Genomic DNA, 22,024 nt, shown 5'->3' with positions numbered 1-22,024 from the left:
AACCGGGGAGAGGCTGCATGGGCTTTAAACTTAAAAAGAAAAATACAGGTGAGAGCACTGGCCGCAAAGGCGGTAATGCTTTTTTAGCTAAGATTCAAACGCAAGTAGATCAGTTATCACGTGTATTTGGTGATAGTGAAAAATCAAAACCGCTGATCTATGGAGCAGCAGGCTGTCTTTTAGCCGCACTGATCACTTTATTGTATCTTTTTTATAGTGTTCCACGTACCAACGAACTCACTCAAAGTCTGGGTGATTTGCGTCTCCTCTCGCAAACGATTTCGCGCCAAGCGACTGAAGCGACAGCTTCGGGTACGCCTGAGGCCATGAAGAACCTCACTGACTCGCAAAAAGCTTTTGCTGAAAATCTTGAGACAGTTAAAAGTATTCACTCTAACAATGATGCTTTGCAAGCTGTTGATAAACAGTGGACAGAAGTATCCAGCAGTATTGATCTGATTACCTCGCAACAAAAGATTATTAACCAGTTATACGACACCAACATCGCGATTGGTGAAGCGATTCCGGGGATTCAGGCGGAATATAACTTGATGGTCGACCAGATGGCACGTCAAGATATGCCATCGAACCAGGTGGTTATTGCCAAAAACCAGGTATTCATTGCAGAACGTATCTTACGTTCAATCAGTTTGGTACTGACAGGTAATGATGGTTCACGTGAATCTGCGGATGACTTCAGTGCCGATACCGAAACTTTTGGTTCTTATCTGAATGCACAGTTAAATGGTTCTGCTGAACTGGGTGTACAGCGTATTGCTGATCCAACCCTGCGTGAATCTCTGGAAGGCATCAAGGCTGAATATGATGACGTACTGGAATCTGCATCAGCGATTATTCTGAAAAACTCTACACAGATCGTAAAAGTTCGTCAGGCAGCCGCATCTATTTTTTCTCAATCTGATGTGCTTTTGGACAACCTGAATAAATTATCGGGTAACTCAGGTCTTAAAACGGTTGTTCCGGCAGTCCTTCTGATCGCATTATTAGTCGGTTTCTTGCTGTGTGTATTCAAGTTACTTTCTCTGCGTGGCTTGTCGGATAAGCAGCGTGTAGGCCGTTTACAAGAAGAATATGACCGTAACCAGAATGCGATTTTACGTTTACTGGATGAGATCGCCGATCTTGCAGACGGTGACTTGCGTTCATATGCAACAGTATCTGAAGACTTTACTGGTGCAATTGCCGACTCGATTAACTTTGCGATTGACCAGTTACGTGACCTGGTATCGCGTATTACTGAAACTTCACAAGAAGTTGCGCAATATACTGCAACTACACAAAGCATTACCAACCAGTTAGCTGAAGCATCTGAGCATCAGGCACAAGAAATTGCTGGTGCTTCTGCAGCGATTAACGAAATGGCACTGTCGATTGACCAGGTATCTGCCAACGCCGATGAATCAGCGGTGGTAGCAGAGCGTTCAGTACAAATTGCTGCAAACGGTGCGGATGTCGTACATCGCTCGATTGAGGGTATGGACACGATTCGTGAACAGATTCAGGAAACTTCAAAACGTATTAAACGTTTGGGTGAATCTTCTCAGGAAATTGGTAACATCGTAGCCTTGATTAACGATATTGCTGACCAGACGAACATCCTGGCATTAAACGCAGCAATTCAGGCATCGATGGCCGGTGAAGCAGGTCGTGGTTTCGCGGTCGTAGCCGATGAAGTACAGCGTCTTGCGGAACGTTCAGCTTCTGCAACCAAGCAGATTGAAGGCCTGGTAAAAACCATTCAAACGGATACGAACGAAGCCGTTATTTCGATGGAACAAACTACATCGGAAGTTGTACGTGGTGCGAACTTGTCTAAAGATGCCGGTGTAGCACTAGATGAGATTCAAACAGTATCGAACAACCTTGCGAAACTGATTGCGAACATTTCTGATGCTGCGAAACTGCAGTCAGCATCTGCAGGTCATATTGCGACCACGATGAATGTCGTACAGGAAATTACCTCGCAAACCACCAGTGCAACCTTCGATACAGCACGTTCAGTATCTGAACTGGCAAACATGGCCGATGCATTACGTGAATCTGTATCTGACTTTAAACTACCAGAATAAAGTCAGACATGATGGGGAAATGTGTCTTGACCGCGGTTGAGACACATTCAGAAAATACAGATAAAGCCTCGACAAGATGTACTTAACTTCATACGTTAGGTATCGCGTGACGGTCACAATTAAGTTTGAGCGCCCTTCTTGGCGGCATAACGTAAGAAGCATGAGCTATGAAAGAAATATTAAAAAATTTAGTTGAAACGACAACGCTTCCTGAAGATAGTTATCTTGACCAAGATGCAGAAATTCTTGAAATTTTTGTTGAGGAAATCGAAGAGATCTTCGTTGAGTTAAATGCTTTATTTCCAGAATGGTTGAGCAATCCAGATCATCAAGAAAATCTGAAGACCATTCGCCGCCATTTTCACACCCTGAAAGGTTCAGGCCGCATGGTCGGGGCAAAATCGGCAGGGGAAATGGCCTGGGCGGTTGAAGATACCTTAAACCGGGTTTTGTCCGGTTCGATTCAGCTAACACCGACGGTACAGAAATTTGCCCAAGCGGTACTGAATGTCTATCAATATGCTTTATATCCAAAATTCAAACATGTACAGCAATTTGATCTCGATCTGCGTCCAATGGTGCTGTTGGGACAACAATTACAACAACAAATTTCGCCTGAACCTGCATTGGAAGAATTACTGGCATTGGCAGATCATTTGACCGCTGAAGGTCAGATGACAGGTCTTGAGCTTGCAGACAATGAGCCAAGTGAAGTTGAGCTAACAATAGCGCCAGTAGAAGTACCGGTTCGCAGTGATATCGAAGAAACTGTGGCGATCTTTATTGAAGAAGCAGAAGAGCATCTGGATACGATTGCGACTTTCCTTCGCACTGAAGATGAAAAATCACAAGATTATAATGCGCTGATTCGTGCGATTCATACCTTGCGCGGCAGTTCATCGATGGCGCAGATTGACCAGATTTTTGAGGCCAGCTCTAAAGTAGAGCATCTGTTCAAAACCCTGCTGCAAGATGAAATTGTCTCAACCTCAAAAGAAACTGCTTTACTGATTCAGTATGCCGAGTTTGTCAGTGACTATCTGCATTTGCTACGTCAGGGCAATACTGCAAAACTGGATGCGGTATATGCCACCTTTGAGCGTGTCTGGAATAATTATGGCTTTGCAGTTATTGAAACCAATAGCATTCAGACGCAAGGCTTGGTGTCCAAACTGGTTGAGCTGGATATTGATCTGTTATTGGATGCCGAGTTTGAATTTGATAAACGTGCCCAAGTCGATTATCCGGAATATATTCAGGCACTCAGCCAGCAGGCTGCGGAATTGCTGGCACATACAGAAAGCCGGGCAGCGCAGGGAATTCATGAATTCACTGCCGATCTGAAATCGGCTTATGATGCGCTGCTTGAAAAGCCAGTGCTGCTAAACAGTGATTATGCTTATGAGCTGTTCGCACAGGCACACCAGGAATTTATTCATTTATTTGATACCCTGGCCGCAGGACAGCGCGTCATTCTGAATGATGAGATTCAAAAAATACTCAGTGAACTGTCTGCATTTGTGCAGCAGGATCTCGAGATATTTGCTGAAGATACTAGCAATCAGAATGTTGAGCTAAGCTCAGAAACCACACAAGTAGCCGAGACTGGCAGTGTCGATTTTGCTGGTTTGATTCAACGCATCGCTGCGGATCGTCAGCAGTGGCAAAGTGCTGAAACTAACCGTGATTTTGATGAAGAATTACTAAGTATCTTCCTGGAAGAAGCGGATGAATTGCTGGCAGGCATTGATGAAGATCTAAATACCTGGAGCAAAAAACAGGACGATACAACCTCGCTGAATAATCTGATGCGTCATTTGCATACCTTAAAAGGTGGTGCAAACATGATCGCAGCATCGCATATCGGTTTGATTGCGCATGAACTGGAAAGTATTTATGAGCGGGTGATCCGTCAGCAAATTGCCGTGACACCTGCTTTAATCCAGATTATTCGTCTGGTTCAGGACAACATTTCCGATCGTATTCAATCTATTCGGGAAGACGGTATTGATTATCCTGCACCAGAAGCGATTGCGATTCTGCAAAATATTCAGGCATTGGTTTCTGGACAAGCTGTTGCTGCTGTGGAGAGCGCGAACACTGGAGTTAAAGTTACAGAGGTCGAAGCGACATCAATTCCTGAACCGCAACTTGAAGAGTCAGCAACGACTGAACAGCCTGCAACTGATCTGGCTGAAGCTGAAGAATTACTGGAAATCTTGGAATCTCCTGAGGCCACTGAAGACACACCAGTAGAACGCTCTGAAGAAGACGAACTGAAATCGATTGTTGAAGAATCTTTCCTTGAAGAATCCGAAGAGATTCTGGCGAATGCCGAGAAGCTCCTCAATCAATGGTTTGATCAGCGTAGTGACCGTAGTTTATTGCTGCAATTACAGCGTGCTGCCCACAGTATCAAGGGTGGTGCACGTATGATTGATGTTGAAGAAGTGGCCAGTATCGCCTATGAGCTGGAAACAACTTTCGAACAGTTTGCGGTCTATCAATTTAACTCGAATGCCTATGATGGCTTATTGCAGAAAACGCTGGTCTGGTTAAGACAGGCGATTTTCCAGCGTGACTATAACGGTTTTGAGCCGCTGCACAGCAGTCTGAAAAAGATTGCTTATGTGGACGTTACTGCGCAATTGCCTGAGCGTCTGGCGAAAACAGATAATCTGGTGGTCAGTACCGACTTCGGCTTTGTTGAAGGTGATGGTACTGAGCCGCCACAGATGATGGGTGAGTGGGCGAATAGCGGCACCAGCGATAGCAATAACGAGATGATCCGTATCTCTGCTGATCTGGTCGAGAAGATGATTGACCTGTCCGGTGAGAACTCGATTAACCGTTCGCGTATCGAGATGGACTTGGGCCAGCTGGGCAATACCTTGAACGAGATGGAATTGGCGATCAAACGTCTTGCTGATCAGTTACGTCGAATGGAAGGCGAGCTGGAATCACAGATTATTGCCAAACACGGTTCAGAGAACTCGCGCTATGCTGACTTTGACCCGCTGGAAATGGACCAGTATTCGTCGCTCAACCAGCTGTCTAAATCACTGGCAGAATCTGCATCAGATTTGGTCGACTTCAAGAGTACACTGGCCGACAAGATTCGCGAAACTGAAGGTCTGTTATTGCAACAATCCCGTATTCAGGCCGAGATTCAGGAAAGCCTGATGCGTACCCGTCTGGTTCCATTTGATCGGATGTTGCCGCGTTTACAGCGTATCGTGCGTCAAACCTCGACCACCTTGAACCGTCCTGCAGAACTGATCGTACAGAATACCGAAGGTGAACTGGATCGTAACATTCTCGAGCGTCTGGTCACCCCATTTGAGCATATGCTGCGTAACGCGATTGACCATGGTCTGGAAGATACTGCAGATCGTATCGCACTGAACAAGCCGGAAGTCGGTTCTATTGTCTTGAACATCAGCCGTCAGGGAACCGATGTAATTGTGTCCTTTAGTGATGATGGTAAGGGGATCGATGCGGAGAAGATTCGTGAAAAAGCGCTGAGTCTGGATCTAATCAAAGCGGATCAAGTCATTGATCAGGAAGAAATCCTGCAATTTATCTTCCATCCTGGTTTCAGTACCGCGAAAGCAGTGACCCAGATTTCTGGTCGTGGTGTCGGTCTGGATGTGGTACAAAGCGAGATCAAATCACTGGGCGGCCATGTGTCAGTGAGCTCGGAACTGGGCAAGGGTACGGTCTTTACGATTCGCGTACCGACGACCGTAGCGGTCAGCGATGCCTTGATGGTGAAAGTGGGCGATCAGCAATATGCGATTTCTCTGGCGCAGATTGACCGAATTGTGCGTATTGCACCGACCACATTGGAAAGCTATTTCAACAGTAAAGATGACTATTTCAAGATCGATGGCGCAAACTATAAGCTGCGTTATCTGTCTGAGTTTGTTGGCAACCAGCCGATTCCACGTCTGAATAATGTTGGTCATTCATTGCCGGTGCTGTTGATTAAAGGTAATAGTGGTCAAACCATTGCCTTGCTGGTCGATCAGTTGGTCGGTTCACGAGCGCAGATTGTAGTAAAACCGATTGGACAGCAGTTTGCCAACGTCGGGGTAGTGGCCGGTGCCACGATTCTGGGTGATGGTCAGGTCTGTCTGATTCTCGATGGACAGAATGTTGCCCGCCAGATTCAGGCGACACAGCGTGTCAAACAGCTGAATGATCAGCGTGATGGTTCGCGTAATTCAAATGCACGTCGTCTGGTGATGATTGTCGATGACTCGGTGACTGTACGTAAAGTGACGTCGCGTCTGCTTGAACGTCAAGGCTATGATATTGTCACTGCCAAAGATGGCGTAGATGCGATCGAGCAGCTTGAAAACGTCAGACCGGATCTGATGTTGCTGGATATCGAAATGCCGCGCATGGACGGTTTCGAAGTGACCAATCTGGTTCGTCACCATGATATTCACCGTGACTTGCCGATTATCATGATTACCTCACGTACCGGTGAGAAGCATCGTGAACGTGCATTCAGCTTGGGCGTAACGCACTATATGGGTAAACCGTTCCAGGAAGCGGAGCTGCTGGCCAATATCCAGCAACTGATTGCTGAAAAACAGAGGTAATATATGAGTCAGACCAATTCAAGCAATAAAATGGCTGATCAGATTAGCCAGCAGGAACTTCAGCATCTGATTACGGTATCGACCGGATTTATTGATGCCTATATTATTGATTGTCATGGCAAAGATCCGATGTTATTGCCACAAAACATTGTCCTGTCAGCACTGGATAGTAATACCCAGGTTAAGATAGTGAAGTGGCATGAAGCCCAATTGCCGGTCTATGCAGTGAATGATCCTTCACGTCAAAATGGGGTGGCATTGGTGATTGAGGGTGATGAAATCACTCAGCGCTTTGCCTTGATGTGCAATGAAATGCCGAAAACCATCCGGATCCGTATTTCTGAAGTGGTCGATGTCGATCAGCCGGTGAATGATCCTGCCATCTTTCAATATGTGCGCATGAACGAACAGCTGTTCCATATTCCGAATATGACGAATATTCAGGCTGCAATCGGGCTGTAATTCAAACTATAAAATATAAAAAAGGAACTTCATGGAGTTCCTTTTTTATTACGTCATCTATTTATTTAATTCCCAAGTAAGTTGACCAAGATCTGCTCATAAATTTCAGCCAATGGCTCTAAGTCTGCAATATCGACATGTTCATTGATCTGATGAATCGTGGCATTCAATACGCCAAGTTCCAGTACCTGTGCGCCGGTAGGGGCAATAAAGCGGCCATCTGAGGTACCGCCCGAAGTCGATAGTTCAGTTTCAGTCCCCGTCACATTCAGAATGGCGGTTTTAGCTGCATTTACTAGTTCACCAACTGGCGTCAGGAAAGGCAGGCCAGATAAAGTCCAAGAAATGTCATAGTCCACACCATGACGATCCAGAATTTCTAAAGTACGTGCTTTGAGTTCTTCGGCGGTCACTTCAGTTGAATAACGCCAGTTGCACAATAGGTTCATGGTGCCGGGAACAACATTGGTTGCGCCTGTACCCGAATTGATATTGGAAATCTGGAAGGTCGTCGCCGGGAAATATTCGTTGCCATGATCCCAGACTGTGTCGCACAGTTCAGCAATGGCTTTAGAAGCGGTATGAATCGGATTCACGGCCAGATGCGGATAAGCCACATGACCCTGTTTGCCTTTGACTGTAATGTTGGCATTTAATGAACCACGACGGCCATTTTTGACTATATCGCCCAGTTTATTAGTACTTGATGGTTCACCGACCAGACACCAGGTAATTTTCTCATTACGCGCTTCCAGTGTTTCAATCACTTTCACCGTGCCGTTAATCGATGGACCTTCTTCATCTGAAGTAATCAGGTAGGCAATCGAACCTTTGTGATTCGGATATTTTTCAACAAAACGTTCTGTTGCAACTACCATGGCTGCCAAAGCCGTCTTCATGTCAGCACTGCCACGACCATAAAGTTTGCCTTCACGGATTTCTGGTAAAAAAGGATCTGAGTTCCAGGCATCCAGATTCCCTGTTGGCACGACATCGGTATGGCCAGCGAAACAGAAGACCGGACCTTCTGTGCCTTTACGTGCCCAGATATTATCTACATCTTCAAAGCGCATGGATTCAATATTGAAACCAATCTTCTTTAAACGTTCAGCCATGATGTTCTGGCAGTCATGATCAATCGGTGTGACAGAAGGCTGACGTAATAGTTGCAGGCTTAAATCGAGGGTAGCGGAAGAGCTCATACGGTATTCAACAGTCGATAATTTTTTCGGCTCTATAATAGGCGAATATAGGCTTGAATGTGAACGACTGATATAAAAAAACCCTATCTGGGATAGGGTTCTGTGAGCGTTTAGGAAAAAACTAGTTTTGACGGATTTCGTCAGAGGTTTTTTCAGCAGTATTGGTTACCGCATCGCCAGCCTTAGACACATCTTTGCCCATGCCTTTTACGGTGTTACAGCCAGTCAATACAAAAGCCATCATTAATGAAGCAGCAAGAATTTTTTTCATCATCATCTCCGTATAATCAATAATAAAATTATTATGATGTGGGACTTAGAGTAGAAAATATACGCTCTAAAAAATATGTGGTTTTCATAGTGCTTCGGTTAATAAATGTAATGCTTTATAGGGGCTTATGCGATGGATGCTGGATCAGCACCGGATTGCGATACATATAAAAGTCATCACTATCGAGTTTTTTATAAAGTCCATCCGTCCACCAGATCGCAGCTGAACTGCTCGGCCGGGCTTGCGGATAAATCCATTCATGTCGTTGCAGACGATAGAAACCGTGCTGTGCAGCAGGAATATGCTGTCCCCATAAGCCCAGACGACGCTCGGTATTGATCCATGAGGGAATTGGCTGATCGGCATGATGTGTAGGCAAATACAGCTGTCCCTTGAGGACGCAAAACCGTCTTTGAATGGGATGCTGCAAAGCCTCATCAAACTGGAATTGTTTTTGTGTGAAATGTTTCATTTTTCTGATTAAAGTATCGGTGCGGTTTAGGCCATACCAATGCGGCAGGCTAAAATCTGCTTCGGCCAGATAATATTTCAATGCCACTTCCCAATGTTCAATCTGTCCTGTATCAGTATTTAATAGCAGAAAATCCAGCTCACCCAAGGTTTTGGCGCCTTCAATTTTTTGCAGACTATGGCCAAGCAGCCGATAGGGATGGTAAGCATCATCGAGCAACCAGAACCAGACCAGCATTTCAAAACGCAGCCCCAAACGTGTGCTTTTTAGTTGCTGTACAAATTCGATTAATTCTTTTGGATGCTGATCAAGAAATTCCAAGCGTGGATGATAATGGTTAAGATGTCGCTGCCAGGTCTGGCTGTCATGCAACTCAAAACGATGTATGAGCTCAAGTTCATCTGGAACATGGGACAGGATATTCGGACTGCCAACAGCAAATGCCAGTTGCCGCACCAGAGGATGTTGATAACGTTGCCATGCTTCTACAAGATTTTGGTTTAAACTGGAAAAGGGCATAGTACAACCTGTGAAAAGTGCAGAAATACAACGGACAGTATCGGAAAACGCTTTATACTACCTGAATTCTGCGGCTAGGGTTGATGTATGAAAGTGTTGTTTTGGCGAAGTCTGGTGGTGCTGTTTGTGATCCTGGGCTTTATCGGTGCAATCCTGCCGGGTATGCCAACAACGGTCTTTTTGATTCTGGCGGCCTGGGCGGCATCCAAAGGCTGGCCGCAAATGGATGACTGGTTATTGAATCATCCCAAATATGGTCCGACCTTAAGAGATTGGCGTGCCCACGGTACTGTACCGCGTAAGGCCAAATGGCTGGCCAGTATCATGATGCTGATCAGCGGGATCATCATGCTGTTTACTACTGCACCCTTGGCCGTAAAAGCCTTTACCAATATTACGATGCTGATCGTCGCGATCTGGTTATGGCGACGCCCTGAACCGAATCAGATCCTTATTCAGCAAAATACAGTTGACCCAGAAAAGACAGATCTACCAACAGCGCCATCTGAAGATAATCAGTTAAACCCTATAAAGCCAAATAAAATAGAGTCTGAGAATAACAAGTCATGAATACCTTGCATCTGGATCAAGCCGATATCCTGATTGATCTTGCCCAACAAAAACTGTATCTGCCCCGTCTAAACAAGCAATATCTGATTTCCAGTGGCAAAAATGGCATTGGTGAAACTGAAAATAGTGGCAAGACTCCTCGTGGCTGGCACAAGATTGCTGAAAAGTTTGGTCAGAATGCTCCCTTAAATAGTGTATTTGTCGCACGTCAGGCGACGGGTGAAATTTATAATCCCCAATTGGCGGCAGAATTCCCGCAGCGGGACTGGATCCTGACGCGCATTTTATGGCTGAGTGGCCTTGAAGCGGGTTTTAATCAAGGCGAGGGCTGCGATACCTATCAGCGTTATATCTATATTCATGGCACCCCAGAAACCGAAAAGATGGGAGAGCCGCTGTCGCACGGCTGTATCCGTATGCGTAATCCGGAGGTCGCTGAATTATTTGACCTGATCAGTGAAGATGCACTGGTCTATATTTCAGAACAGGCATTAGATCTGGGCAGGCTGAATGTTTCGAAAAGCGAATAAAAGTTAGATTTTAAGATTATGTGAAAATGGTTTTGTTTTTATGGACTGAATCTGCTTGGTGGAGACAGCAGAAAAGATTGATTAATCTGATCCAGATGGTATTTTTATCGCATGGAATGGGTTAAATGATTATTTGAAGTTTAGATTTACTGGCATTTTCTGAATAAAAATAAATGACAGTTGAAAGATTACATGAACACAACGTCGAGTATTTTAAAGCTTTGTATAATCCTTAATCAGAATTGGAATATGTCGTGTGGTTAGACTGAAACTTCGCAGGGTAAAACACAAAATTTCGCTTCAATTTTCATTTTGAAAATTAAAAAATTTCGGTAGAGACTTAAAAAATAAACAAAAAGTGTTGTTTTTTTTAACAAACAACCTATTTTTTAATCACTCACACCTAAAAAGTGGAAAACATTCCGAAAAGCGTTTGACAGGCTGTGCAGATTCTCTATAATGCACCCATCAAACGATGATAGACGTTTAGAAAGGGCGCTTAGCTCAGTTGGTAGAGCGTCTGCCTTACAAGCAGAATGTCGGCGGTTCGATCCCGTCAGCGCCCACCAAGCTCTTTCATGTTGAGACCTTATAGTTGCAGCGGTAGTTCAGTTGGTTAGAATACCGGCCTGTCACGCCGGGGGTCGCGGGTTCGAGCCCCGTCCGCTGCGCCACTTTAAGATCTTGATTTTCGTTTGCCACAATAGCGACATTGTGTAAATGCAGCGGTAGTTCAGTTGGTTAGAATATCGGCCTGTCACGCCGAGGGTCGCGGGTTCGAGCCCCGTCCGCTGCGCCATTTATACGATAGACCTTTTGAGGGCGCTTAGCTCAGTTGGTAGAGCGTCTGCCTTACAAGCAGAATGTCGGCGGTTCGATCCCGTCAGCGCCCACCAGATTCTTTTGCGATGCAGCGGTAGTTCAGTTGGTTAGAATACCGGCCTGTCACGCCGGGGGTCGCGGGTTCGAGCCCCGTCCGCTGCGCCATTTCAAAAGAAATTAAATTGAGGTCCCTGAGCCTGAATTTAATAAACTAAAGATTGACACTCTTTATCAGGGCGCTTAGCTCAGTTGGTAGAGCGTCTGCCTTACAAGCAGAATGTCGGCGGTTCGATCCCGTCAGCGCCCACCAGATTCTTACGATGCAGCGGTAGTTCAGTTGGTTAGAATACCGGCCTGTCACGCCGGGGGTCGCGGGTTCGAGCCCCGTCCGCTGCGCCATCTTAAGATGAAAAGCTTGGATTCCTGAGATCTGAGTTTTCAAGATACCAAGACTACATTCCTTGTTGGTCTTGCGTCATTTAAAACAACGTTGTTGTTTTTCTCAGGGCGCTTAGCTCAGTTGGTAGAGCGTCTGCCTTACAAGCAGAATGTCGGCGGTTCGATCCCGTCAGCGCCCACCATATCTTCTTGCTTCAACTCGATTTATTCCTTAGAATCTGATTCTATTATAATAATATTAAGATTTCACGATTATGAGAAATCCCTATCAGCGCAAAGCCGCGACCAAATCCCAAAAAACTGCTTTCGATCCTCAACAGCTTTATAAGCAATATATTGAAGCCATTGTTGCCAATGCTGGCATTTTTGCACTCTACCAAGATGGCTGGGCCTTATGTGCCACGCCTACCGGACAACGCGCATTTGCCTGCTGGCAAAGTAAAGGTCTGGCTCGACTGCTGATTAAAGACAATTGGGCAAATTACGAGATTCAGGAAATTGGTCTTAAGGATTTTGTAGAGAAAGTCATTCCCTTTTTACGTCAGGAAAGTACCATTGTTTCGCTTGATCTGACCCCGGAAGGACAGAATATTCTGGTGGCACCGGAAAAATTATTACTCGATATTAAAAATTATCTGTATCAGATTTATGTGCAAAAACCTGAACTGTTTAAAAATCCGGATATGCCTTTGCCTAGGCAGATCCGTTTAAATTAAATTTATTGTTTTTAAAACAGCTTGTTTATTGGAACAATGAATATTCATTCAGTAGCCAGCCATTAATCAAAGCAAAATATTCGCGTAACCAGGAATTATAGCGAACATTCTGGGGTGTGCTGGCACTCAGGCTGATGACTTGTTGATAACCCTGATGTCTGGCAATGGCGCGAGCACGAGGGCTGTGAAAATCGCTGGTGACAATCGCAATTGGCTCATTTCGATCAATATGTTGCTGTTTTAATATTGCCTGAGAATATTGCAGGTTCTGTTGGGTACTCCTGCTTTGATCTTCTAGGCTAATGGGATTGTTGAGCTGCGGATAGTTCGTATGGATATAACTTTGCATGACTTCAGCTTCGCTCTGTCTCTCCCAGAAATTTCGTCCACCGGTCATAATGATTAAAGTCTTCGGATATCGTTCTGCATATTTTGCTGCGGTATCCAGACGATTTTTTAAGATGGGTGAGGGCTGACCCTGATTAATACCACTACCTAATACTAAAATCGCTGCAGCAGGTCGTGCCGGAACAGTCGGGTTGATTGACATCTGGATATAAGCGAAGAAAGCCGCGACACTGACGATCCAGAATAGAAATCCGCCCCAGAGACTGTTCCAGAACAAGGTTCTGAATCGGGAATTCTGTTTCCAGCGCTGAATAGATGAAAAAAACAAGGCATACAGGATGAATGCCACCCCAATGAAGGTAGACAAGGCAATAGCAAAATGCCTCTGACCTTGGCTCAGTAACCAGACGCTATTGAGACATAGAATCAAGCCAAAGATCAGGCTAAGACTTCGTTTAAGTTGATTGAGCATCCAGAGTTCCTTTTTTCTTATTCATATTCTTATTATTGCTTTTGTATCTTCAATAAAAACCGGGCCATTGAGCCCGGTTTTTAGCATATCAGGTTATCTTAATATACATCACGGCGATAACGTCCATCCAGACGTAATTGATCTAGCATTGTTTCACCGAGAATCTCGGTCAGGGCCTGATCCACATCGCTGGCCATGCCATTGATGCTACCGCAGACATAAATGACTGCACCTTGAGCAATCCAGGCTTTCAGTTCTTCAGCCTGTTCACGCAGTTTATGGTGTACATAGACTTTTTCCTGTTGGTCGCGAGAGAATGCAAGATCGAGACGCTTCAGGGTTCCCATTTGCAGCCAGGCCTGAATGGTTTCTTCAAAGAAGAAGTCATGTTCACGCTGACGTTCACCAAAGATTAGCCAGTTCTGGCTATAGTCCTGACGGTTACGCGCACTGAGCAGACTTAATAATCCCGCAATCCCGGTACCATTACCAATACAGATAATCGGGCGGTTGTCATCAATCAGGTGGAAAGACTCATTGCTGCGAATACGCAGTGCAATGGGTGCATTAAGCGCTGAATGTTGAGTCAACCAGCCGGAACCCAGACCGAGATTACCATTCGTGTCGGTTTGCTGACGTACCACCAGACGCAAAACCTGCTGGCTTGGAATGCTGGCAATCGAGTATTCACGTGTTGCCAAAGCCGGTAATTGCGTGAGAAGCTGATCCAGAGAATCAAAAGGTTCAGCCTGAGTCAGATCACGATCCCAGAGTGCCTGTTCAATACTTTGTTGCACAGAAAGCACCTGTGTACCCGCTGCAATCTGGTGCTTTTGCATAAATGCATCAATACGTTCCTGGCTATTTCCTGGCTGGATCTCGGCAATATCACCTGCTTGCCAGACGGCTTCATGCTCAGGGGTCAGTTCGATATTGAAGGCAGGCGCACCCAGACTACCTGGATTGAGGACTTCACGTTTACTCAGGTTCCAGTGATCAAAGGTCTTATCGATACTCATCGCTTGTAGCTCAAGTCGAGTGACTTGTGCCAGTGCAGTATTCCATTGCAGGATATGCTCGTTATTGGCATTGTCGACTTCAATTGTATTGAATAGCTGCTGGGCACCATTCTGTTTTAACCACTGATCAATACGGTGACCAAAACTGCAATAGCTGTCTGGATATTCCTGAGAACCTAAGGCCAATACAGCATAACTTAAATGACTGAGATCAGCTTGAGCAGACAGGATTTTTTTCTCAAAAGAAGAGGCCAGATCTGGTGCTTCGCCCGTGCCATAGGTACTGGCAACAAATAATACCTGTTCGGTTTGCTGTAAATCGGCAAGCGTCAGTTGCTGTACCGGCTTGACGGTTACCGGTTGACGTGCTTCCTGCAGGGCAGTTGCTGTACGCCAAGCCAGCTGCTCAGAAACCCCTGTTTGTGAGGCATACGCGATGAGCCACGGTTTGGAATTTTCATCTAGGTTTACTAAAGTCGCACCCTGACGTGCTGCCAGCGTTAAGCGTTTCTGTTTGCGACGTTTCAGATAGAGCATCCAGCCGGTCACAAAGAACAATGGCATTAACAAGGCTGCGAGCATGGTAAAGAACTGGTAGATCGGACCGAAAAAGCTGCCACGATGCACCGGTAACATGCTGCTCATGATTTTTTCGTTGAGCTTTTTATCTTCATACAGCTCGACTTCGCTAAATTCTATTGTCTGGTAATTATAAGTAGCACTGTTTCGTGCACGTTCATGCTGAGCGATTGGATCGACAAAGCTCAGCTGCATGTTGCCATCCGGTTTTTTCGGAAGATTAAACGTTACCGTCGAATATTTATCTGAAAATTCAGTGTTAAAACCAATCCAGCTCTGCTCTAACGCACGGACAGTAGCTTCAGGGCTGAGGCCTTTGTGGCCTTCACCACGAGCACCGGATTCGCCACCTGGACGTCCTTCACCACGGTTATTGCCGGCATTGGCCTGCATTTCCGGTTGCGGGCGTTCCACACCCAGCACTTTAAACATGCCATTGCGCCACCAGTCATAAGACCAGTACAGACCGGTACAGGCCAGAATCAGGTAGAAAATCACCACCCAGGTTCCCACAACAGCGTGCAGATCCCAGATAAAATTACGGCCTTTCAGTTGAGGTTTTACAAAGAACCATTGCTTGATCGAATGACGTTTCGGCCAGCGCAGGTACAGACCTGATAAGACAAAAAAGATCAGCATCAGGGTACAGGCACCAGTAATCTGCTTACCTACAGGACCCACCGTCAAATTACGATGCAGTTGCTGAACAAACTGGAAAAATTCCCGACCCTTAATCTCTGGCAAGACTTCCGCAGTATACGGGTTGATCATGATGTTCTGACCACGCCGTGCACCTTCTTTGGCAACATTCACGGTACTCGAAGCACTTGGATCTTGTGCCACGGTAATACTGTTGATCTTCATGTCAGGCGCAGTACGGTTAAAGTGCTGATACAGCTCGGCAGGCGTGAGTTTGTCACGTTGTTGAACCTGAACCGTATAACTGTCACTATTCATCCATTTTAATATTTGTTGTTCATAGGAATAGATTGCGCCAGTGACCCCCATTATCGAGAGGATTAAACCTGCTGTAATCCCCAGAAACCAGTGGATTTGGAAAAATGTCTTTTTAAACATGGTCGTCAGATTAAGGGTGAGATCTATAAAAGTGGCAAAATTATAACTGAAGTTTGAGCCCGAATTATAGGTGTTGAGGATAATATTTATTCTCATTATCATTTATTATTTTGAGATTAAAAAAACCTCCATGCCGGGGCAGGAGGTTTTTCACTGAAGAAAGAACAGTTTAGATTTGTTTTGCTGCGCCGACTTCTGCTTCCAGATGCTTGCGAATCGTAGCGAAAGAGAAGTTTTTGCTGTCCAGACGTTTCGGCAGGATATAGGCGCCTTGCTGGCCTTTTACTTTGAAATTGACCAACATGAATTCTGGTGTGTTGTACCATTCATAGATGTCTTTCCAGCTAATCGCGCCAACACCTTCCTGCATGCCCATTTTCTGGCGCATCACGATACCATGCGGTTGCACGCCCAGGCGAACACCTTTGATTTCCTGTACCGGAAATTCATTCATCTTGCGTTTAACATACCATTCCAGACCAAAGGTACGGATCAGGTAATACAACACCACACAGACAATGGCCACCCAGCAGAACACGGTAGAATAGTTCTTCAGGAGCAGAATGCCCAGAATAGAAAGTGCAACAACAGCACCCATGATCAGCCATGCTTTCATGCCAATTTTATTGGTACTACGCCAGATCACCAGCTGAGCATGACGCTGCTCGGCTTCTGAAATTTCATAGTTCACAGGCTGTAGGGTATAAGCGTATAAATTTTTCGCGGTCATAATGAAATTAGCAGATTTTAAACTGTAAAAAGTTTAGCACTAATTGTACCAATTCAGTGAGTATATTGTTCCAAAATCAGCCAAATTATAATGAACCTAATTCAGTTGCCTGTTCATCACGCTCATGACTCAAACTTTGTTTCAGTTGGCTCAACTGCTTTAAAATGCTGAACATTAAAGACAGTTGCTGCAAAATGATCAGGGATTTCTGATCTTGCTCCTGATCTTGAGCCAGGCGCTGGCGAATATGGGCAATCATATTTTGCGCACTTAAATCGGGCATTTCATCTCTTAGCAATGCACCACGAATGTTCTCAAGTGCTTTGTCTAGTAAATTCAGAATGTCCTGATCTTCAATTTTTTCCCGGTGTGCGCCCAGTGCGGCAATATAACTGATAAAAGTATGATTCAGACACAGGAACTCAAAGGCCAGCGATTTTTGTACCGGATCAATATCCGGTTCAGTGGCCAGTGTTGAAATCAGTGAAGCCACCTCTGCATCGGTATTGTGAGCCGTACGGCGCACAATCCGATATTTCAAGCCATTATTACGTCCCGATTTATACTGCTCGATCACTTCACTCAAATAATCCGCTTCTGCCTGCAAGCTGCGTTTGATACTGCGCGGCAAACGTCGGAATTTCCAATCTGGAAAAATAAAGCTGACACCGAACCAGGCAATGGCACAGCCAATCAAGGTGTCAATCATACGCGGGATGGCCGCAGCATAGCCCATACCGTCCAGATTGAAGTTGATCAAGGCTAAAATCGTGATAAAGGCGGTGGCCTGTGCATACTGTTTACTGCGCAATTCAAAGAACAGAATTCCGCTGAATACCAGAAGCAATAATTGTCCTTCGATGGAAGGCACAAAATACAAAATGGCATAACCTAGAATAATACCGACCAACGTACCGACAATACGCAGACGTAAACGGCGTTTGGTGGCGTTAAAGTTGGGCTGGCTGACAAAGAGTGCGGTCAATAAAATCCAGTAACCATATTCAATATTGCTGACCTGTACGAAGATATAGCTGATCAGCAGCACAATCGACAGGCGAATGGCATGCCGGAACAGCACCGACTCGGGTGTCAAATGCTGTTTAATCCGAATCTTGATGTCATCCCAGCCTTTCAGGTCATCATCTCTGAGCTGGTTTTCGATATGTTTGAAACGCTCGGACTTGATACTTTGCTCGGTTTCCAGATTGCGTAACTGGGCATCAATCGATTTCAGGTTTTGAAACAGCGCAAACAGGGCACTGATCCAGACCTGATCATAATGCTGCTCCTGACGTAACTTATCCAGAGACTGTCTCAGGTTATCAAAGGCATGCTTGAAGCGCTGGTTATGTACATAGGGTTTGCGCATCAGTAAACTTTCACTCAGGTCCTTACAGGCTTTGCCCTGAATTGACATGATGCGCTGGAAGCGGAACAGGATATCGCTATGCTGGAAAATCTTGGCCAGTTTCTGATAATCAATATGCGCTGAATCGGCACGTTCATGAATATCCTGCGCGACAAAATAATATTGCAGGCTGCGACGGGTGTCTTTTTGCCCCCGGTCACCTTTCAGGCGAGTCAAAAGGGCAGTTTTCATCTCATTAAAAATCGCAATCAGTTTCCCATTTTCAAGCGAGAGTTCAATCATGCTTTGCTGATAGCTTTTCGGGGTCATGTCCACATCAAACAGATTGGACTTGGCATATAAAAAGTCACCGAGAGCAGAATAGGAAATGGCAAGCTTGTCTTGCGCCAGTCGGGCAGGGAAAATCAGGAAACTGATGGTCGACAGCAGACCGTACCACATCGCGCCGATGACCAATAAACCAGCCTGTTTATACCATTCATCAAACAGCTCCACCCCGAGCATGGAATAAACGGAAATCACCAGACAGCCGTAGGAAATCGTGGCATAGCGTCGCCCTAGTGAACCCAGCAAAATCAGGGCAATACAGGACACAATTAAGGCCAAGGCAAACAGCAAGGGATAAGGAAAAAGCAGATATACGCCTACTGCCGTAATAAAGAAGCCAATGTAGGTGTAGAGCAGATTTAAAATCCGCACAGAAAAGCGGTCATCAATATCGCTTAAACCGGCTGCGACCACCCCTAAAGTCAATGGGATCGTTATCAATTGTTGTCCCATAAAATAGGGAACAAAGGCGGTACCTGCAAATGCCGTCATCATGCGCAGGTTATACATCAAGGTCGTGTTATAGGTGGTTTGCTTGAGACGAGTGAGCCAAGATTTCAAAGGTCGTCCTTTATACTGCAGTCTTAGAGCTGAATCTGAATAGGCTAATGAAAATAGTATATTTATAAATCTTCATTTCAGGCTAAATCATACTATGCACTGTGTTAATTTGTCTGCATATTAGCGCTTTAAATCTTCATGCTTATGACATCGAATAAAATAGTACAACAACCTTATGCCATGTCCTGGATTGTTTTGCTGGCGACCTTAAGTGCACTCGGGCCTTTATCCATTGATATGTATCTTTCGGCCTTACCGGCTATGGCAGCAGATTTTGGTGTCAGTACCCAAATGGTTTCCAATAGCTTGCCGGCTTATTTCTTCGGTCTGGCGATCGGGCAACTGATTTATGGTCCGATCAGTGACCGGATTGGACGTAAACCGCCACTGTATTTTGGGCTGTGTTTATACATTGTGGCAAGTTTGCTGTGTGTCTTTGCGCAGGATGAATGGAGCCTGATCGCTGCACGGATTCTGCAAGCTCTCGGTAGCTGTGTCGGGGTGGTCATGGCACGCGCTGCAATTCGTGATCGTCTGGATATGCATTCAGCAGCTCAGGCCTTTGCCAGCATGATGATTGTGACCGCAATTGCGCCAATCATTGCTCCAAGCCTGGGGGCCTGGGTATTGATGTTTTATGAATGGAACGTGATCTTCTTGGTGTTGATGGGCTGCGGTCTGTTGAGTCTAGCCTGTGTACACTTTCTTTTTAAAGAAACCCTGGAGCCAGAACGCCGTCTCAAGCTGAACTTTCAACAGGTTATAAGTTTGTACCGGTGCATTTTTCAGGATCCAAGCTTTCGACGCCCGCTCTATGCCGGCTGTTTTTCCGGTGCGGTGATGTTCTGTTATATCAGCGCTTCTTCGGCCATTCTTATGGATCGTTATCAACTGACCGAGCAGCAGTTTGCGTATGCCTTTGGTGCCAATGCCTTCGGGATCATGCTGTTTTCGACCTTGAATAAACGTCTGGCTGGGCGTTTCTCGATATTGCAGCGTCTGAAAATTGGCACCTGTCTGCAGTTTGCCGGTGTATTAGGGTTAATCTTGCTCGGCTGTCTGGATGTCGATTCTGTGCTCTGGGTGTTGTTAGGCATGTTTATTGTGGTGGCAGCCCTTGGGTTTACTGGTCCGAATGCCATGGCTTTGGCAATGGCTGAACAGGGCGAGCGGGCAGGAACTGCCAGTGCGATTATGGGCAGTATGCAATTTTTTTGTGGATTACTGGGCGGTTTATTACTGAATTTTATGATCTGGCATGCTTTATTAAATATGGCTTTGATCATGCTGGTTTTTGTCGGTATTTCCGCTTGGGCGATTTTTAAAATCAACGTGCCTGTACTGAAAAATGCATAGATACTGAACTTTCTACAAATATTGAAAATGATGGATTAAACAGAGGGCTAAGTGAATTGACTCAGCCCTGCTTGCATCACTCATCGATAAACACGGCAAATTCCTCTACAGGAACGCGCGGGGTAATAAAGCTGTTAACAAGCTGCTCTGGATCGGCATAACCCAGTGCCATACCGCAGACCAGCTCTTCATCATCGGGTGCGCCGACCAGATCAAGCACGATCGGGTGAAAGTGATTCCAGGCTGCCTGTGGGCAGGTGTCCAGACCGCGGGCTTTTGCGGCCAGCATGACATTCTGGATCATCATGGAAACATCCATTTTGGACCCAATGGCCAAAGAACGATGTACAGTAAAAAATAAGCCGACAGGGGCATCAAATAATTCAAAATTACGCAGCTGCTGACGCGCCATTTTTTCCTTTTCGCCTTTTTGAATATTCAGCAAGCCATATAAACCCCAGCCATTTTCACGACGACGTTCAATAAATGGCGAGATCCATTGTTCAGGATAGTAGGCGAAAGTTTCCTGATACTGCTGTGACAATGCAGGATTTGCATAGATTTGCATTTGTGCCTGACAGACACGTTGCACGAGTTCATCACGCTTTTTACCTGTTACCACATACACCTTCCAGGGTTGGGTATTGGTTCCTGAGGGCGCGCGGCTGGCAACCGTCAAAATCTCTTTTAAGGTGTCTGTACTAACGGGGGTATTTAAAAAAGCACGCACTGAATGGCGAGAGGTGATCGTGTGATCTACAGCATGAACAAGATTTTGATCCATTATGAGGTCCAGTCAAATATCCTTATTGAGTTTGCAATGACTATAAACTAAACAAACAGAACGGGGGATAGGAAAATTTAATTCTTCGCCAGCTGAAAAAAACAATTTGTCAGCAAAATGACTTGAGTAATAAAATTTCGCATGCTTTTAGCTGGGCTTAAATCGCCTCAGTGATAGCAATGGATTTACCCATAATGTTGGTCTTTGATTTAAAAAATGGCTTAAAACCCAAGTGCTTGAACCATTCAACAATAACAATTTCAAACAGAGAACTGGTTTATTTTGACTGAAAATCAAGATAATTTAATTTCAAGATCCCTGTTTCATTCCGTGTCGAGTAAAAGATTAATATTTTTTTTGAATTAAAATATAGATTAATCTTCATATAAAAATGAGAATTTATAATTATTTTTTATAGGTAAATTAACTATTGCTAATAAAAAGAAATAAAACTTGATACAAAGAAACAGCATAATGTACGACTTTTCATCTTAATTCATGCATTTTGTGATTAAGATCTGTTTTAAATAACGCGATTCCAGATGGCTTGAATGAAGTCTTTAGGTTGAAAGCACTCATCAAGCACTGAATGTTTTTTTGAGCTTAAAACACAGTTTTTTTACCAGCATGCGCGTCTGTTAGAAAAATGTCTGCAATTTTCAAACAGACTGAGTGTCGGAATAGAAAAGGTGTTGCTTTTATAAATCTCTCATTTGTTGAATATGATCGTGATGAT

At 45.0% G+C, this 22,024-nt stretch carries 14 protein-coding genes, 8 tRNA genes and 1 pseudogene; 15 read left to right on the top strand and 8 right to left on the bottom strand.

What is annotated here, in order from left to right; translation table 11 throughout:
• The first annotated feature begins 17 nt into the window (after positions 1 to 17).
• The 3 genes from ACIG3F_RS01075 to ACIG3F_RS01065 all read left to right on the top strand — a co-directional run bounded on the left by ACIG3F_RS01075 (position 18) and on the right by ACIG3F_RS01065 (position 7,162).
• Positions 18 to 2,090 carry a methyl-accepting chemotaxis protein gene (locus ACIG3F_RS01075; RefSeq protein WP_005106253.1) on the top strand — a complete coding sequence of 691 codons (2,073 nt, stop codon included), beginning with the start codon at positions 18 to 20 and terminating at the stop codon, positions 2,088 to 2,090.
• Positions 2,091 to 2,257: 167 nt separating this feature from the next.
• Positions 2,258 to 6,700 carry an Hpt domain-containing protein gene (locus ACIG3F_RS01070; RefSeq protein WP_396469006.1) on the top strand — a complete coding sequence of 1,481 codons (4,443 nt, stop codon included), beginning with the start codon at positions 2,258 to 2,260 and terminating at the stop codon, positions 6,698 to 6,700.
• A gap of 3 nt (positions 6,701 to 6,703) precedes the next feature.
• Complete coding sequence (locus tag ACIG3F_RS01065; RefSeq protein WP_396469004.1) at positions 6,704 to 7,162, top strand: hypothetical protein; 459 nt, start codon at positions 6,704 to 6,706, stop codon at positions 7,160 to 7,162.
• Positions 7,163 to 7,227: 65 nt separating this feature from the next.
• Here the strand turns inward: ACIG3F_RS01065 and dapE are convergent, their stop codons facing one another.
• The 3 genes from dapE to ACIG3F_RS01050 form a co-directional block, all read right to left on the bottom strand.
• Positions 7,228 to 8,364 (bottom strand): succinyl-diaminopimelate desuccinylase, encoded by a 1,137-nt coding sequence (gene dapE, locus ACIG3F_RS01060; protein ID WP_396469002.1) that lies wholly within the window; start codon positions 8,362 to 8,364, stop codon positions 7,228 to 7,230.
• Between the two features lie 121 nt (positions 8,365 to 8,485).
• On the bottom strand, positions 8,486 to 8,638 hold the full coding sequence (locus tag ACIG3F_RS01055) for an entericidin A/B family lipoprotein (RefSeq protein WP_004280704.1): 153 nt from the start codon (positions 8,636 to 8,638) through the stop codon (positions 8,486 to 8,488).
• 112 nt (positions 8,639 to 8,750) lie between these two features.
• The gene (locus ACIG3F_RS01050) at positions 8,751 to 9,626 is read right to left on the bottom strand and encodes a DUF1853 family protein (RefSeq protein ID WP_396469000.1); all 876 of its coding nucleotides are present in this window, start codon (positions 9,624 to 9,626) and stop codon (positions 8,751 to 8,753) included.
• An 87-nt stretch (positions 9,627 to 9,713) separates the two neighbouring features.
• Between ACIG3F_RS01050 and ACIG3F_RS01045 the strand changes: the two are divergent.
• The 11 genes and pseudogenes from ACIG3F_RS01045 to ACIG3F_RS00995 all read left to right on the top strand — a co-directional run.
• A pseudogene (locus ACIG3F_RS01045) lies at positions 9,714 to 10,067 on the top strand (YbaN family protein); the annotation flags it as partial.
• Between the two features lie 125 nt (positions 10,068 to 10,192).
• A complete protein-coding gene (elsL, locus tag ACIG3F_RS01040) occupies positions 10,193 to 10,726 on the top strand; it encodes a cell wall-recycling L,D-carboxypeptidase ElsL (protein ID WP_004731981.1) in 534 nt (177 codons plus the stop codon).
• Between the two features lie 493 nt (positions 10,727 to 11,219).
• Positions 11,220 to 11,295: transfer RNA gene (locus ACIG3F_RS01035), tRNA-Val, on the top strand.
• A 28-nt stretch (positions 11,296 to 11,323) separates the two neighbouring features.
• A tRNA-Asp gene (locus ACIG3F_RS01030) sits at positions 11,324 to 11,400 on the top strand.
• A gap of 48 nt (positions 11,401 to 11,448) precedes the next feature.
• A tRNA-Asp gene (locus ACIG3F_RS01025) sits at positions 11,449 to 11,525 on the top strand.
• Between the two features lie 21 nt (positions 11,526 to 11,546).
• Positions 11,547 to 11,622 (top strand) — tRNA-Val (locus ACIG3F_RS01020).
• Between the two features lie 14 nt (positions 11,623 to 11,636).
• Positions 11,637 to 11,713: transfer RNA gene (locus ACIG3F_RS01015), tRNA-Asp, on the top strand.
• Between the two features lie 69 nt (positions 11,714 to 11,782).
• Positions 11,783 to 11,858 (top strand) — tRNA-Val (locus tag ACIG3F_RS01010).
• A 12-nt stretch (positions 11,859 to 11,870) separates the two neighbouring features.
• Positions 11,871 to 11,947: transfer RNA gene (locus tag ACIG3F_RS01005), tRNA-Asp, on the top strand.
• 106 nt (positions 11,948 to 12,053) lie between these two features.
• A tRNA-Val gene (locus tag ACIG3F_RS01000) sits at positions 12,054 to 12,129 on the top strand.
• Between the two features lie 72 nt (positions 12,130 to 12,201).
• Complete coding sequence (locus ACIG3F_RS00995; RefSeq protein WP_005104048.1) at positions 12,202 to 12,663, top strand: DUF2750 domain-containing protein; 462 nt, start codon at positions 12,202 to 12,204, stop codon at positions 12,661 to 12,663.
• 25 nt (positions 12,664 to 12,688) lie between these two features.
• Here the strand turns inward: ACIG3F_RS00995 and ACIG3F_RS00990 are convergent, their stop codons facing one another.
• The 4 genes from ACIG3F_RS00990 to yccS all read right to left on the bottom strand — a co-directional run bounded on the left by ACIG3F_RS00990 (position 12,689) and on the right by yccS (position 19,148).
• Positions 12,689 to 13,483 carry a YdcF family protein gene (locus ACIG3F_RS00990; protein ID WP_396468997.1) on the bottom strand — a complete coding sequence of 265 codons (795 nt, stop codon included), beginning with the start codon at positions 13,481 to 13,483 and terminating at the stop codon, positions 12,689 to 12,691.
• Positions 13,484 to 13,581: 98 nt separating this feature from the next.
• Complete coding sequence (locus ACIG3F_RS00985) at positions 13,582 to 16,158, bottom strand: PepSY domain-containing protein (protein WP_396468995.1); 2,577 nt, start codon at positions 16,156 to 16,158, stop codon at positions 13,582 to 13,584.
• A 169-nt stretch (positions 16,159 to 16,327) separates the two neighbouring features.
• Positions 16,328 to 16,888, bottom strand: coding sequence for a YcxB family protein (locus ACIG3F_RS00980; RefSeq protein WP_004280696.1), 561 nt, complete (start codon positions 16,886 to 16,888; stop codon positions 16,328 to 16,330).
• An 85-nt stretch (positions 16,889 to 16,973) separates the two neighbouring features.
• On the bottom strand, positions 16,974 to 19,148 hold the full coding sequence (gene yccS, locus ACIG3F_RS00975) for a YccS family putative transporter (RefSeq protein ID WP_396468993.1): 2,175 nt from the start codon (positions 19,146 to 19,148) through the stop codon (positions 16,974 to 16,976).
• A gap of 138 nt (positions 19,149 to 19,286) precedes the next feature.
• Between yccS and ACIG3F_RS00970 the strand changes: the two genes are divergently transcribed.
• A complete protein-coding gene (locus ACIG3F_RS00970; protein ID WP_396468991.1) occupies positions 19,287 to 20,504 on the top strand; it encodes a multidrug effflux MFS transporter in 1,218 nt (405 codons plus the stop codon).
• A gap of 76 nt (positions 20,505 to 20,580) precedes the next feature.
• Here ACIG3F_RS00970 and ACIG3F_RS00965 read toward each other — a convergent pair whose 3' ends face one another.
• The gene (locus tag ACIG3F_RS00965; protein WP_396468989.1) at positions 20,581 to 21,288 is read right to left on the bottom strand and encodes a nitroreductase; all 708 of its coding nucleotides are present in this window, start codon (positions 21,286 to 21,288) and stop codon (positions 20,581 to 20,583) included.
• Positions 21,289 to 22,024: the final 736 nt, after the last annotated feature.

This window comes from Acinetobacter sp. NPDC052428 (genome assembly GCF_044547685.1).
GTDB classification, from domain to species: domain Bacteria; phylum Pseudomonadota; class Gammaproteobacteria; order Pseudomonadales; family Moraxellaceae; genus Acinetobacter; species Acinetobacter lwoffii_G.
This window is presented reverse-complemented; position numbering and strand designations above follow the sequence as displayed.

Excerpts from the sequence above, each read along its gene's own strand:
- ACIG3F_RS01065 (WP_396469004.1), top strand. The coding sequence starts at position 6,704 with ATGAGTCAGACCAATTCAAGCAATAAAATGGCTGATCAGATTAGCCAG.
- elsL (WP_004731981.1), top strand. The coding sequence starts at position 10,193 with ATGAATACCTTGCATCTGGATCAAGCCGATATCCTGATTGATCTTGCC.
- dapE (WP_396469002.1), bottom strand. The coding sequence starts at position 8,364 with ATGAGCTCTTCCGCTACCCTCGATTTAAGCCTGCAACTATTACGTCAG.
- ACIG3F_RS01055 (WP_004280704.1), bottom strand. The coding sequence starts at position 8,638 with ATGATGAAAAAAATTCTTGCTGCTTCATTAATGATGGCTTTTGTATTG.
- ACIG3F_RS00985 (WP_396468995.1), bottom strand. The coding sequence starts at position 16,158 with ATGTTTAAAAAGACATTTTTCCAAATCCACTGGTTTCTGGGGATTACA.
- ACIG3F_RS01070 (WP_396469006.1), top strand. The coding sequence starts at position 2,258 with ATGAAAGAAATATTAAAAAATTTAGTTGAAACGACAACGCTTCCTGAA.
- ACIG3F_RS00965 (WP_396468989.1), bottom strand. The coding sequence starts at position 21,288 with ATGGATCAAAATCTTGTTCATGCTGTAGATCACACGATCACCTCTCGC.
- ACIG3F_RS00980 (WP_004280696.1), bottom strand. The coding sequence starts at position 16,888 with ATGACCGCGAAAAATTTATACGCTTATACCCTACAGCCTGTGAACTAT.
- ACIG3F_RS01075 (WP_005106253.1), top strand. The coding sequence starts at position 18 with ATGGGCTTTAAACTTAAAAAGAAAAATACAGGTGAGAGCACTGGCCGC.
- ACIG3F_RS01050 (WP_396469000.1), bottom strand. The coding sequence starts at position 9,626 with ATGCCCTTTTCCAGTTTAAACCAAAATCTTGTAGAAGCATGGCAACGT.
- ACIG3F_RS00995 (WP_005104048.1), top strand. The coding sequence starts at position 12,202 with ATGAGAAATCCCTATCAGCGCAAAGCCGCGACCAAATCCCAAAAAACT.
- ACIG3F_RS00970 (WP_396468991.1), top strand. The coding sequence starts at position 19,287 with ATGCTTATGACATCGAATAAAATAGTACAACAACCTTATGCCATGTCC.
- ACIG3F_RS00990 (WP_396468997.1), bottom strand. The coding sequence starts at position 13,483 with ATGCTCAATCAACTTAAACGAAGTCTTAGCCTGATCTTTGGCTTGATT.